We start from the raw sequence: 13,301 nt of genomic DNA, 5'->3' as shown, positions 1-13,301 counted from the left end.
ATCCTATTGCCCAATAATTCCCGGGCTTCCCCATTTACCAGGTATGGCTATTCCAGTACAACACAAAAACAGGAAACCCGTTTCGGACCAACAGTATCAAAGTGATTTGTTAAAATAAAAGGTGAGGTAACCGGTTCTGGTCCCTGGCCGGAAAATGGATACATGCCATGGTCGAATGTAATGCTATCCTGCTTGCAGCCAGCCAAATCGAACAAAATCAGATATACCCTATCTGTTGCCAGGGTTGAATTTGAAACAGTTCTGATTAAGTTGAAACCGATTCCCTGCCCCTTTATAAAACCAGGCCAGGTCAAAGGAAAACAAACCATCAATTTCCATATACAGAAGAATAATTTGGTCAAATTACCGCCAGCCCGGGAATGGTCGTCACCTTTTATCCAATGAATTCGTATTTTCGCAAATTAGCATCTGGCTCAATTACTTATGAGGTATGTGCAGAATATAGAAACGATTGTAAACAGTTTAAAAAAACAACTAAATGGACTCAACGATATTGATTTTAATTGCCGCTGTCATAGCCCTGGTGGCAGGCATAGTGGCGGGAAAATTCATTTTTAAAGCAAATACTGACCAAAAAATCCAGGAAGCGGAACTCCAGGCAAAAAAATTACTCAACGATGCTCAGTTACAGGCTGAAACCTTAAAAAAGGAGAAATTACTGGAAGCCAAGGAAAAATTTGTCCAGCTGAAAGCCGAACACGACAGGGAAGTCCTGGACCGTAACAGGAAACTGGGGGACACCGAAAACCGGATTAAGCAAAAAGAGGTTTCCATAAACCAGAAGGAAAGTACGCTTGAAAAGCAGGTTAAGGAAAATGAAGCGATTAAGGAAAATCTTAACCGCCAGATAGAACTGGTGAATATTAAGCGGACCGAACTGGAAAAGCACCAGGAAGAGCATATCCGCCGGCTGGAAAAAATTGCCGGATTAACTGCAGAAGAGGCTAAATCCCAACTGGTGGAAAGCCTTAAACAGGAAGCCCATACCCAGGCCCTGGGCATCCAGCAGGAAATTATTGATGATGCCAAACAAAAGGCCAATAAAGAAGCCCGTAAGATTATTATCCAGACAATTCAGCGAACTGCTGCTGAACAGGCTATTGAAAACTCTATAACCGTTTTCAACCTGGAAAGCGATGAAATCAAAGGACAGATCATTGGCCGTGAAGGCCGTAACATCCGGGCAATCGAAGCAGCCACTGGGGTAGACCTGATTGTTGATGATACTCCTGAAGCCATCATTTTGTCGTCCTTCGATCCCCTGCGCCGGGAAATTGCCCGTCTAAGTTTAACCCGACTGGTTACAGATGGCCGTATCCACCCAGCCCGCATTGAGGAAGTAGTTGACAAAACGCGTCGCCAGATTGAAGAGCAGGTGATGGAAATTGGTGAAAGAACAGTTATTGAACTGGGTATACATGGCCTGCACAAAGAATTGGTCAGGATTGTCGGAAAAATGCGTTTCCGTTCCTCTTATGGCCAAAATCTATTGATGCATAGCCGGGAAGTGGCCAACCTATGTGGAATTATGGCCTCTGAACTTGGAATGAACCCCAAACTGGCTAAAAGAGCCGGGTTACTGCATGATATAGGTAAAGTTCCTGATGAGGAATCTGAACTGAGCCATGCCCTGCTGGGTGCTAAACTCGCGGAAAAATATGGTGAAAATCCGGCAGTTGTAAACGCAATTGGCGCCCACCATGATGAAATGGAAATGCAGTATGTGATTTCGCCGATTGTACAGGCTTGTGATGCCATCAGCGGTGCCCGTCCGGGTGCCCGCCGTGAAATCATGCAGCAATACCTGCAAAGGATCAAGGACCTGGAAAATATGGCTATGGGTTACCAGGGTGTTGAAAAAGCCTATGCAATTCAGGCCGGTCGTGAATTAAGGGTTATTGTTGAAGCTGATAAAGTAACCGATGCGGATAGTGATCGCCTGAGTTTTGAAATAGCGCAGAAAATACAAACTGAAATGACCTTCCCTGGTCAGATCAGGGTTACCGTTATCCGCGAAAAAAGAGCGGTGAATGTAGCCAGGTAGGCATGCGGTAAGCGGTAAACGGTTTGCCACTGTTCACCGCTTACCGTTTTCCGTTTACTTTTTTTTGTTTTTCCAATTCTTCCTCCTACCTTTGCCGTCCGATAAAAATAAGAAGTCATGAACGCAGTAGCATTTGTTCACGAGCAGTTAACACAGAAAAGAGAATTTCCGAAATTCAAGGCCGGTGACAATATCACCGTAAACTATAAAATTGTAGAAGGAAATAAGGAGCGTATCCAAAGCTTTAAAGGCGATGTAATTAAGCGTCAGGGCCAGGGTACAACCCAAACTTTTACAGTTCGTAAAATTTCTGATGGCGTTGGGGTGGAAAGGACCTTTCCCCTGTTTTCCCCAAATATTGAATCACTGCTAGTAAACAAGGCAGGTAAAGTTCGCCGCGCTAAATTGTACTTCCTGCGTGAACGTAGTGGTAAAAGCGCCCGGATCAAAGAAAAGAAAATGGCTGTTGCCACAAAATAATTGTCAACCTGTTGACAAGGAAGCTGCCTTTGGGCAGCTTTTTTTTTTCGTATGGTCCTGCAATATTGCTGCTCCTGGAAACTGTTAACGATTGGTTTACATAATTCCTTTTTCTTTGGTGCAATTCGATGTATAATTGCGTACCTTTATCAACTACAAAAATCAATTTAGCATGTTAGTAGCTAATTCTTTATTAATGATCTCCATGCCCGGAGGTAGCGAGTGGATCCTGATCATCGCAGTTGTATTGCTTATGTTTGGCGGTAAAAAAATCCCCGAATTAATGCGTGGTCTTGGAAGCGGTATCCGTGAATTTAATGACGCCAAGAACAATGTAAAAAAAGAAATCGAAGAAGGTATGAAGGAAAAAGAGAAAGCACCCACTTCTCAGCCTTAATACGCCTTCCACCAACTGAAGAACTTAAGAAACAAACAAGCTTTGTTTTCCTACGAATCAATAGCACAATATCATACCGCACTAAATAATAACTCCACTTCCTGTAAATCGGAAGTGGAGTTTTATTTGAAGCAAATACAGCTAAAGCAACACCTGAATGCTTTTATCGACGTATTCGCTGATACAGCCCGGGAACAGGCACAAAAACTGGATGATGCTATCGCAGCCGGCCAACCATTACTGCCGCTTCATGGGGTTATAACCGGCATTAAAGATGTTTTATGCTACAAAGGTCACCCGGTAAGTGCTGCCTCCCAAATACTCGAAAATTTTACCGCTCCATATTCAGCCACCGTTATACAGAAATTGATTGATGCCGGTGCAATTGTCATCGGAAGGCTCAATTGTGATGAATTTGCCATGGGTTCCTCTAATGAAAACTCTGTATATGGACCAACGCTAAACGACCTCGACAATTCCCGCGTACCTGGCGGATCTTCAGGTGGATCTGCTGTTGCCGTACAAGCCGGACTATGCATGGTAAGCCTGGGCAGCGATACCGGAGGATCGGTTCGTCAACCTGCTGATTTTTGCGGCATTTTCGGCCTGAAGCCAAGTTATGGCAGGGTTTCACGTTATGGCCTTATTGCGTATGCCTCTTCCTTCGACCAGGTTGGCATTTTTGCAAAAAACATTGCGGATACAGCCCTGGTCCTGGAAATAATTGCCGGGGCAGACGAATTCGATAGCACCGCTTCCGTTAAGCCGGTTCCTGCCTATTCCACTGCGCTGCAAACCAACACGGCTTTCCAAAAATTCGCTTATTTCAAGGATGCAGTTGAACACCCATCACTGGATCCAGAAATCAAAACCGGATTGCTGGCCTATTTCGACCGCCTTCGCAAGGAAGGGCATACGGTTACCGGGGTTGATTTCCCTTACCTTGATTATATTGTTCCTACCTATTATATCTTAACCACCGCTGAAGCGTCCTCAAACCTTTCAAGATTTGACGGAGTCCGGTATGGTCACCGCAGCAAGCGCGAAATTTCAGATTTGGCAGAATTTTATGCACATAACCGCTCTGAAGGTTTTGGCAGAGAAGTGAAACGGCGTATTATGCTGGGTAGCTTCGTATTAAGTGCCGGTTACTACGATGCTTACTTTACCAAAGCACAACAGGTTAGGCGCCAGCTATTTGATCAAACTCAATTGATTTTCAAAGACTTCGACGCAATTCTTTCCCCAACAGCCCCAGGTACGGCATTCCGTTTCGGGGAAAAGTCAAACGACCCGATCGAGATGTACCTGGGTGATATATATACGGTTTTTGCCAACCTGGTAGGCATCCCGGCCATCTCTCTTCCCATTTTTTGGCACAGTAATGGTATGCCTTATGGTCTGCAGGTTATGACTAACCGGTTTGAAGAGGTATCTTTACTCCAGGTTTCAACGTTACTGATGCAGTTCAAGAACTAATCCTCCATTGAAAGCCTTACCAAAATTCCTGATGAGAAAGCTGTTTTTATTGTGAACCAAAATCTGGAACATGAAACAATTTCTTATACTGAGCACATTTTTATTGGGATGGCGAAGTTTTTCAATCGCCCAGGATACGAAATTGATCGCTGGTCCGCAAGTGAATGCAGACACTACAGTTGAAAAAGTTTCCCCTTTACCCGAACAATCGGCCGGAATTGAAACGCCCGTAGTCATCAAAGACCTCTTTGTGAGCGATGCAGCCAATTCAAATATGGCCCCAAAGCTCAATCCAAGGGCGGTCAGCTTTGTTTCCGATTATATGGAGAAATACAGCAAATCCCTGCAGGAAATGAAAAGCTGGGCCCTTCCCTACTTCAACATGATTGATGCTATCATGGTACAAAACGGATTACCCCGTGAACTTAAATACCTTGCCGTCATTGAATCTGAACTTAAATCGGGGGCAACATCCTGGGCTGGTGCAGTCGGTCCCTGGCAGTTGATGCCCGGAACAGCAAGGACCCTGGGTTTAAAAGTTAACAGGAAAGTTGATGAGCGCCGCAATTACGTAAAAAGCACACAGGCTGCCGCCAGGTACCTGAAAGACCTGTATGCCATTTACAATGACTGGCTTTTAGTTATTGCTTCCTATAACGCCGGGCCTGGTTCGGTACAAAAGGCAATTGCCAGGAGCGGAAGCCGTAATTTCTGGGACCTGCAATATTACCTTCCCGCAGAAACAAGAAGCCACGTCAAAAAATTCATTGGCACACACTATGTTTTTGAAGGACAAGGCGGTTTAACTACCCTAACCAAGGCGGAAACAAAAGCACATTATGGCCCAAATCTATATGCCTTTACCCGCAACATTACAAGGGAAGAACAAGAATCTGCAATAAGTCAGCAGGTTTCAGGAAAATACCAGTCGGTGGTGATTGCAAAATATACAACTATGGATATTGCCGATTTCAATCGCTTTAATCCTGATTTTGATAAAGTCATGGCGGGTATTTCCAACAGCTATGACATGAAATTACCTGCCGATAAAATGGATCTTTTCAAAGCAAATAAATATAATATCCTTCAGGAATCTGTGCAGTTATTGCTGAACAGTACTGCAGTAAACAATAATAATATTGCAGCAGGTGGTTCTTTAGAGGTAAAATCACTTAAATAAAATAGGACGTAAGCGGTTAGCGGCAAGTCACGCAGCAAATTTACTGCTTACACCTTACCACTCACCGTTTCCATAATGGCGGCTGCTTTCAGCAAACACTCTTCATATTCTTTTTCAGCCTCAGCATACCAGGTAATTCCTGAACCAACGAGGCAGGACAGGTGTTTTTTTGTTTGGTTATACAGGATGCTTCTGATTACAACATTAAAATCAGCATTTCCTTCTGGCGTACAATAGCCTACTGCTCCTGAAAATATCCCCCGCCTGGCCTTTTCATAGGCTTCAATTAGTTCCAGTACGCGTCTTTTCGGCGCCCCGGTCATGGAACCCATTGGAAAGCTTTGCTGCACAGCATCAATCCAGTTCATACCCGGTGACAATTCACCCTTAACTGTTGAAATCAATTGGTGCACCTGTGGAAAACTATATACACCAAATAACTCTTCCACATGAACAGTCCCAGGCTGGCAGAATTTCGACAAATCATTACGTACCAGGTCAACCACCATAACATTTTCAGACTGTTCTTTACTGTTTATTGCCAGTAAGCGTGCCAGTTCGGCGTCTGCATTGGGATCGACAGTATTCCGGGGAGCTGTACCTTTAATCGGTTGCGACCATACAGAGCCGGCGTTAATTCGCAGAAAACGCTCGGGGCTGGCACACAACAGGTATACATCCTCAATTTTGTAAAATACCGAAAACGGATTGGGGGAAACTTCGGTTAAACGTTTGAATACCTTAACCGGATTTATTTCAGCGGGTGAGGCAAAAAACTCCTGGCAAAAATTGATTTCATAACAGTCACCCCGATGAATATGCGCTTTTAATGCATTAACTTTATTAATATATTCATCCTTACCCATAGCAGGCTGAAGCTTAACCGGGCAATCTGCTTCCGATTGATTTACCTCATGACTGTTAATGATACTCAATAAAAGTTTTTCAGGATCTGCTGAGTATGAACTAATCAGCACCTGGTTATCCTGCAGGAGCAGAAGATGTTCCGGAACAAAAAAATAGCAATCCGGAAACCCAATCCGGTCAGGGAGTGCTGTGGGTACCGATTCTGTTTCCGCCTTAAGGTCAAAACCAAAATGACCAAATAACCAGTCTGCCTGATGTTCATAAAAGGCTCTCAGTGTACAAAATGCATTGCCGGCGGTAAGCTTCACCCATTTCCATGCCCCTGCTGCCACCAGCGTTTCATAACTATGGAGGCTTGCCGGATAGTTATTATTATCCATAAAGCAACAAATGTTGAACTGGTTGGCCCAATTCAACATTTGTTGCTTTAAAGTTGGCGTAACAGTCAGGGAAAATCCGGTAAACTGCCGCTTTACAGCATAGTTACTTATAGACATTAAAAGTCATCCTCATCGTCGTCAAAACCAGAGTCATTGAAAAGATCCATTTCCTTGAAATCATCATCAATTCCAAGATCATCTTCATCTTTCCCGGCTTTTTTACTCCCGGTTGCTGGTCCCTTCTTGGTTTTGGATTTTGGAAGATCAAACTCCTCGAAGTCTGGGTCCCAACTATCATCTTCCTCTACCTTATCCCAATCATCTTCTTCTTCACCAACTTCTTCATCATCATCTTCTTCATCAGACTTTGACAACTTAGAAGACTTGGCAGATTTTTTAGCAGTTGATTTCGGGGTCTCTTCATCCTCGTCAAAATCTTCATCCTCATCTTCCAATTTCTTACTTGGTTTAGAAGAAGCTTTCTTAACGGGCTCGCTTGCATTACCTGCAGCTTTCGGGGTGGTTTTTTTTTCTTTATCAGATTTAGAAGCCATAGCACAAATGGATTACGATGTAAATTTCAATGTTCTTTTTAAATGGCCAAATTTTTAAAAAAATATTTTTTCGGGCAGGCTGTAAACTGTTTAAACAGCAACAATCTGGTCACGGCCGGGCCCGTTTGATATATGTGAAACATTTACGCCAGTGAAACGATTAATAAAGTCAACATATTGCTTCATCTTTTCAGGCATTTCAGCAATTTTGGTTACCTGCGTGGTATCAGTATTCCATCCCGGGAAACTCTTCAGCACAGGATCAATCTGGTGCCTGGTCATCTGGAAGGGGATATTTTCTGAAATATTTCCGTCGATTTCATAACCTGTACAAACTTTCAGTTCCTCAAATTTATCCAGGACATCGGCCTTTGTCATAATAACTTTGGTTACCCCGTTGATCATACAGGCATATTTCAATGCTACCAGGTCGATCCATCCGCAACGGCGGGGACGACCTGTGGTGGCACCAAATTCATTGCCAAGCTTGCGTAATTCCTCGCCGGTGGCATCGTGCAGTTCTGTCGGGAATGGTCCACCACCTACTCTTGTACAATAGGCTTTGGTTACCCCCATAACTTCCCTGATTTTCTGCGGGGCCACACCCAGGCCGTTACAAACGCCCGAAGTCGTGGTATTTGAAGAGGTAACAAATGGGAAAGTGCCAAAATCAATATCCAGCATACTACCCTGTGCACCTTCTGCCAAAACTTTTTTACCGGCAGCTATTTTCTCATTTATAAAATATTCCCCGTTCACTACATTCAGGCTGCGCAGGAAATCAATGGCATCGAAAAACTCCTCTTCCCAGGCAGTTATATCTTCCTGGAAATTAAAATTATCGAGCAAACGCTGATGTTTCAGCCGAAGGCGGATATAAGATGTAGTAAAATTTTTATCCAGGAGGTCACCTACACGCAATCCATTACGGCCGGTCTTATCCATATATGCTGGTCCGATTCCTTTGAGCGTAGAACCTATTTTATCATTTCCCTTCTGGAGTTCAGAAGCCTTGTCAAGCGCCCTATGCGTAGGTAGAATCAGGTGGGTACGGTGAGAAATGAAGAGATTTTTCTTTACATCAACTCCAAAAGAAGCTACCGTATCACATTCCCTTTTCAAGGTTACAGGATCCAGGACTACCCCATTCCCTATAAGATTTATAGTGTTTTCATGGAAAACCCCGGAAGGAATTTGGTGCAAAACAACTTTCTTACCACCAACATACAGGGTATGTCCTGCATTTGGTCCACCCTGGAAGCGCGCTATGATATCATAACGGGGGGCGAAATAATCTACTATCTTACCCTTACCCTCGTCGCCCCACTGGAGGCCTAAAATTGCATCTACCATGTATTATTATTTGTGGAAATTGTCAAATGATTAGGCGGCAAAAATAGGCCTTGCGAAATAAAAGCCGAAATAAAAAACCCCTTCGCTGAGAAGGGGCCTTTTGTTTATTTTCCGAATCTACTAATTTTCAGTAGCCGGACGGGGAAATTCAACCCAAACATCATCTCCGGTGCGGTCTATAGGCAGCTCGCTTAGCCGGTCGTACCTGCGCATGTCTATCCACCTGTGCCCTTCTGCATACAACGAATACCTGCGTTGTACCAGTATTTCATTGATGAGGCTCGCAGCATCAGTTGCTCCGCTATAATTTACCAACCCGGCAGCAGTGCGCACCCTGTCAATGGCTTTTATAGCTTCAGTGCTATTATTCGACTGTGCCTGTGCTTCAGCATATATCAGGACCAACTCCTCATTCCGGATGATCGGCATCGGGTCTGTATTGGTTTTATATACCCAAACATCGTAATCGCTTGACAAACCATCTACAAAAGCATTCTGGTCTCTTTTGGAGACTTTATTAAGCCTTGTATCGCCAGGTGCAGCATCGGTGATAAAGGATGGCTGGGCAACCCTTGTTTCACCACTGGAGTTCTGGGGATAATAAAGTGCCGTAAGGGCATCACCTCCTGCTGTTGAAAAAAGATAATAAGAACCGGTCTTTAAATCCCCGGTAAGCGAATAAAACGACTCGGAAAGTGCCGTTAAAGCCTGCGCCCATTCCTGTTTATAAACCGCTACACGGGCAGCCAGCGCACGGTTGAGTTTCGAGAACTCCCCTGCAATATTGGAACTCCATAATGTCGTCGTGAATGGCAATACAGCACCACTGGATTTTAGGTCAGTATTTGCCTCATCGAGCAAGGTTTGGATTGCTGTTAAAGAAGCATCTTTATCGAGGAATGGACCCAGGTTATCAGGGTCTGCAACATCAACCCTTATACCATTTGAATATTGCAGGTTAAACACCATTAACAACTCATGCGCTTTAATGGTTTTTGCATAGGCAATGCCTGCCTTACGCTGGTCTTCACTAATGGCAGCTTTTGTATTTTGCAGGGCTTCGATAAGAATATTCGCGTTTTTCACAACCCGGTAGCGGGACTCAAAAGGGTTTGTTGTATAAAAAGTGTTGTTGTCTAAGGTTGCACTTCCCTTTCCCAATAAATCAGAAGTAAAGCGGGGATCGGATGAAGAGAACCTGTAAAATTCCCTGCCAATAACACCAACGTCGTCAAGATAACCGCCCAGGTTTTCTCTCATGCCCGATTCAATACCTGTTACCAGGTTCTGAATTTCACCCAGTGAAGCGTTTTTGGTTATTTCCCCTGCACTGGGGTTATTGGGATCTGGTATAGGATCTATAGTACAGGCACTAAAAGCAAGTATCGCTGCGCCTACCCAGCACATGGAAAAAATGGATGATCTTTTATATGAAGGTTTCATACTCATTAGTTTTTTAGGTTAGGTTAAAAAGTTACCGTGATATTAAACAGGAAACTTTTTGCAGATGGGAATGGGGTAACTTCTACATTGCTTGAAATAGCGTTGGCCCCAAAATTTGAAACTTCAGGGTCATAACTATTGTACTTGAACACATTGATGAGGTTACGGCCCGAGAACCCGACTTTAACAGCTGCCAGGTTGCGGAACCATTCTTTTGGCAATCGATAACTCAACCCAATTTCCCTCACCCTGAAATAAGACGCATCCTCTATCCAGGGCCCCGCAGTTGTACCCAGCGCATTAAGCCGGTAATTTCCATTAGTGACTTGACTTTTAGGATCCAGGGTCATTTTATCAAAATCAGGGGATGTTCCGAAAATATCACTTAGCAAAGTGGATAAATTAATGTTTTTACCCCCCTGCTTCCAGTGCATCAAAACGGCTAGTTCAAAATTTTTCCAGGTAACATTATTAGACCATGACATGTTAAAATCTGGCTCGGCATCTCCAAATACAGCAAGGCCTGTAGCTGGATCAACTTTATCGTCAGCTGTGCCAATGCCTACTAATTGGGTTGGACTTTTTCCTTTTTCAATTCGGTAGGTACCTAACGTTGCACCAAAAGCGCCGGTATTAAATGCCGGTACGTCAAGGCGCGTAACTTCAGCCTTATTTTTCCAGAAGTTTAACTGTGTATTCCATTTCCATGTTTTCGTTGCAACAGGTATCGCGTTAATACCTAATTCCACCCCTTTATTCTGGATAGCTGCAACATTCTTCCATGCGGTGGTAAAACCTGAAGAACTGGCAACTTCAACATTCAGTAAAAGATCCTCAACATTCTTCAGATAGTAGGTAAAGGTAACACCAATGCGGTTTTTCAAAAGGCCCAGGTCTACGCCCATTTCAAGCTCTTTCTGCCTTTCGGGACCAAGTTTATCATTACCTCTTGTAAGCCCTACAATTGACCCGGTTGTGCCATTAAAGACTGCCGGTACAAGTGGCGTGTAAATAGCTCCAAAAGGTGCAAAGTTTCCGGATTCACCATAGGCAACCCGGGCTTTCAACTGGCTGATGGAACTAGCATTCCAGGAAGGCAATTCATGAATATTGAAAGCCAATGATGCTTTGGGATAATAATACATTTTATTGGCATCACCATTACGGCTCGACTTGTCGCCGCGAAGGCCAATTGTTGCAAGGACAATGTTTTTTAAATTCAATTCTTCCTGCGCAAAGAAGCCTCGGTCTTTTTGGATAGTCTTAGCCTGGTCAACTTTTATGGCACCGGCCTGACTAAGGTTAGTTTGTGTCCCAATCAACTGGGTCGCGGTATTCAATACATTGTTCAGGTTAATATCCTCCGCGGTAACACCTGCCTGGGTCCTGAAATTTAATCCTTCTTTTGGCGTGAACGTATACACTGCAAAGGCGGAAATATTTGAGTTCTTGGCCACTGTGGTACCATAAATAGAAGCACCATTGGTACCATTACCATTTTTTTCAAACTGCAATTCCGGCGGGAATATGGCAGTTGTACCAAGGGTATAATTATCCATACCGCCCCTTGCGGTTAATTTTAAATCGTGGTGTCCAGAAGATAAAACTTTCCAATTCAGGGAGCCGCCTATTAAAATACGGTTCACGTCTTCCCTGTTGGTAATAAGGTCCCTGGTCTGAAGAAAATTTGAAGGAGCAAGTGGGTTATTTGGATAATTACCGTTTGCATCCGGGTGCAGGTCCACCCAGGAAGGGGTAGATACAAATGAAACTCCCATACTGGTGCTGGTATTATCATTATTGAAATACCCTCTGTCGGCCCTTGAAGAAACATAATTGGAATTGACAGAAAGGTCCAGGTTTTTTGCTATTTTTTGGTCAAGGTTTATCCGGAAGGATGTTTTTTTATACCCTGTGCGTTGCACAATTCCATCATCATCACGGTGACTGAAACCAACATAGTAACTCGTTTTATCAGAACCACCGCTTACACTTAACCGCGTATCGCTCATCTGGCCTTTGTTTCCATATAATTCATCTTCATAATTATAGGTTTTACCATTAACTGAATTATACAAATTCAGGCCATTTGCTCCATAGGCGGCTTCAACTTTAGTAGCATCCCAGCTTCTCTGGCCAAGTTTATGTAATTGTGACTGCATACCAAAAGATTGCCCGAATTCTATCTTCGGCTTACCGCTTTTTCCTCTTTTGGTAGTAATTAAAACCACACCGCCCGCAGCTCTTGAACCATAAATTGCCGCAGCAGAAGCGCCTTTCAGGATCTCTACCCTATCAATATCCTCGGGGTCGAGATCAGCAATCCTGTTCGATGGGTTATCCTGGTTTGAATTACTTCCCTGTCCGGCAGCTTTTGATATGGTATTTAAACCGGCCGGAATTGAGGAGTTATCATAGTAAACACCATCAACTATAAACAAGGGCTGGGAGTTACCGACAATTGAGGTAATGCCCCGCATCTTTATGGATATACCACCACCGGGAGCACCGGAATTGGCCGAAATATTGGCACCCGGGAACTTACCATACAAAGCACCGTCGAGTGTTGGCTGAGATGTTGTACCCACCAGTTCTTTTGCAGAAACCGATGAAACTGCATTGGCAAGGTTGGAACGCTTTACAGAAGTGGCCAGGCCTGTAACAACTACTTCCTCAAGCCTGCTAAGGTCTTCCTGCAATTCAATAACAACTTTATTATTTGCCGCAGTTACCTGGATAGTACGGGATAAAAATCCGACTGAAGAAATTTCTATAGTGGCAGACTGCCCGGGAAGCGTCAGGGAAAAATATCCCGCAGCATCAGTACTCGTTCCGGTATTAGTGTTTATGAGCCTGACAGATGCGGCAGGCACCGGTTTTTTTTGGGCGTCTGTAACCGTTCCCGAAACAGTAAACTGGGCCCAACCGTAAGCAGGCAATACCATTACAAGGAAAAATGGCAGAACCCGCATGAGCGTTTTTCTCATACAGCAATATTTAGGTTATTGAAAAAATAAAAAAGCTAGTTATACACTTAGTAATTAAAGCCTATCTATCATTGACACAAAAACCACCTTATTTGCTGCTAAAAACAAACAGATAC

General features: G+C 43.8%; 10 protein-coding genes. 5 read left to right on the top strand and 5 right to left on the bottom strand.

From position 1 onward, the window contains the following. The first annotated feature begins 499 nt into the window (after positions 1–499). The 5 genes from rny (at position 500) to LAQ65_RS13735 (ending at position 5,601) form a co-directional block, all read left to right on the top strand. Complete coding sequence (gene rny / locus LAQ65_RS13755) at positions 500–2,065, top strand: ribonuclease Y (RefSeq protein WP_224117550.1); 1,566 nt, start codon at positions 500–502, stop codon at positions 2,063–2,065. Positions 2,066–2,182: 117 nt separating this feature from the next. Continuing rightward, on the top strand, positions 2,183–2,545 hold the full coding sequence (gene rplS / locus LAQ65_RS13750; protein WP_224117549.1) for a 50S ribosomal protein L19: 363 nt from the start codon (positions 2,183–2,185) through the stop codon (positions 2,543–2,545). A gap of 172 nt (positions 2,546–2,717) precedes the next feature. Continuing rightward, a complete protein-coding gene (locus LAQ65_RS13745) occupies positions 2,718–2,942 on the top strand; it encodes a Sec-independent protein translocase subunit TatA/TatB (RefSeq protein WP_224117548.1) in 225 nt (74 codons plus the stop codon). A gap of 42 nt (positions 2,943–2,984) precedes the next feature. Beyond that, the gene (gene gatA, locus LAQ65_RS13740; protein ID WP_224117547.1) at positions 2,985–4,421 is read left to right on the top strand and encodes an Asp-tRNA(Asn)/Glu-tRNA(Gln) amidotransferase subunit GatA; all 1,437 of its coding nucleotides are present in this window, start codon (positions 2,985–2,987) and stop codon (positions 4,419–4,421) included. A 70-nt stretch (positions 4,422–4,491) separates the two neighbouring features. Continuing rightward, positions 4,492–5,601, top strand: coding sequence for a lytic transglycosylase domain-containing protein (locus tag LAQ65_RS13735; RefSeq protein WP_224117546.1), 1,110 nt, complete (start codon positions 4,492–4,494; stop codon positions 5,599–5,601). Between the two features lie 47 nt (positions 5,602–5,648). On the opposite strand, the gene LAQ65_RS13730 is transcribed toward LAQ65_RS13735, so the two are convergent. The 5 genes from LAQ65_RS13730 to LAQ65_RS13710 form a co-directional block, all read right to left on the bottom strand. Next, positions 5,649–6,965 carry an anthranilate synthase component I family protein gene (locus LAQ65_RS13730; RefSeq protein ID WP_224117545.1) on the bottom strand — a complete coding sequence of 439 codons (1,317 nt, stop codon included), beginning with the start codon at positions 6,963–6,965 and terminating at the stop codon, positions 5,649–5,651. After that, complete coding sequence (locus LAQ65_RS13725; protein ID WP_224117544.1) at positions 6,965–7,402, bottom strand: hypothetical protein; 438 nt, start codon at positions 7,400–7,402, stop codon at positions 6,965–6,967. Before LAQ65_RS13725 ends, LAQ65_RS13730 begins: the two co-directional genes overlap by 1 nt. Before the next feature lie 90 nt (positions 7,403–7,492). Then, complete coding sequence (locus LAQ65_RS13720; RefSeq protein ID WP_224117543.1) at positions 7,493–8,755, bottom strand: adenylosuccinate synthase; 1,263 nt, start codon at positions 8,753–8,755, stop codon at positions 7,493–7,495. 120 nt (positions 8,756–8,875) lie between these two features. Beyond that, positions 8,876–10,198, bottom strand: coding sequence for a RagB/SusD family nutrient uptake outer membrane protein (locus tag LAQ65_RS13715; protein ID WP_224117542.1), 1,323 nt, complete (start codon positions 10,196–10,198; stop codon positions 8,876–8,878). Positions 10,199–10,221: 23 nt separating this feature from the next. After that, positions 10,222–13,185, bottom strand: a complete 2,964-nt coding sequence (locus LAQ65_RS13710) for a SusC/RagA family TonB-linked outer membrane protein (RefSeq protein WP_317196998.1) — start codon at positions 13,183–13,185, stop codon at positions 10,222–10,224. Between the last annotated feature and the right edge of the window lie 116 nt (positions 13,186–13,301).

The organism is Flavihumibacter profundi (assembly GCF_020076305.1).
In the GTDB taxonomy this organism is placed as follows: Bacteria; Bacteroidota; Bacteroidia; order Chitinophagales; family Chitinophagaceae; genus Flavihumibacter; species Flavihumibacter profundi.
The sequence above is the reverse complement of the archived record's forward strand: the minus strand, read 5'-3'. Positions and strand labels throughout refer to the sequence as shown.

Coding starts and splice junctions, on each gene's coding strand:
- rny (WP_224117550.1), top strand. CDS start 500: ATGGACTCAACGATATTGATTTTAATTGCCGCTGTCATAGCCCTGGTG.
- rplS (WP_224117549.1), top strand. CDS start 2,183: ATGAACGCAGTAGCATTTGTTCACGAGCAGTTAACACAGAAAAGAGAA.
- LAQ65_RS13745 (WP_224117548.1), top strand. CDS start 2,718: ATGTTAGTAGCTAATTCTTTATTAATGATCTCCATGCCCGGAGGTAGC.
- LAQ65_RS13735 (WP_224117546.1), top strand. CDS start 4,492: ATGAAACAATTTCTTATACTGAGCACATTTTTATTGGGATGGCGAAGT.
- LAQ65_RS13730 (WP_224117545.1), bottom strand. CDS start 6,965: ATGTCTATAAGTAACTATGCTGTAAAGCGGCAGTTTACCGGATTTTCC.
- LAQ65_RS13725 (WP_224117544.1), bottom strand. CDS start 7,402: ATGGCTTCTAAATCTGATAAAGAAAAAAAAACCACCCCGAAAGCTGCA.
- LAQ65_RS13720 (WP_224117543.1), bottom strand. CDS start 8,755: ATGGTAGATGCAATTTTAGGCCTCCAGTGGGGCGACGAGGGTAAGGGT.
- LAQ65_RS13715 (WP_224117542.1), bottom strand. CDS start 10,198: ATGAAACCTTCATATAAAAGATCATCCATTTTTTCCATGTGCTGGGTA.
- LAQ65_RS13710 (WP_317196998.1), bottom strand. CDS start 13,185: ATGAGAAAAACGCTCATGCGGGTTCTGCCATTTTTCCTTGTAATGGTA.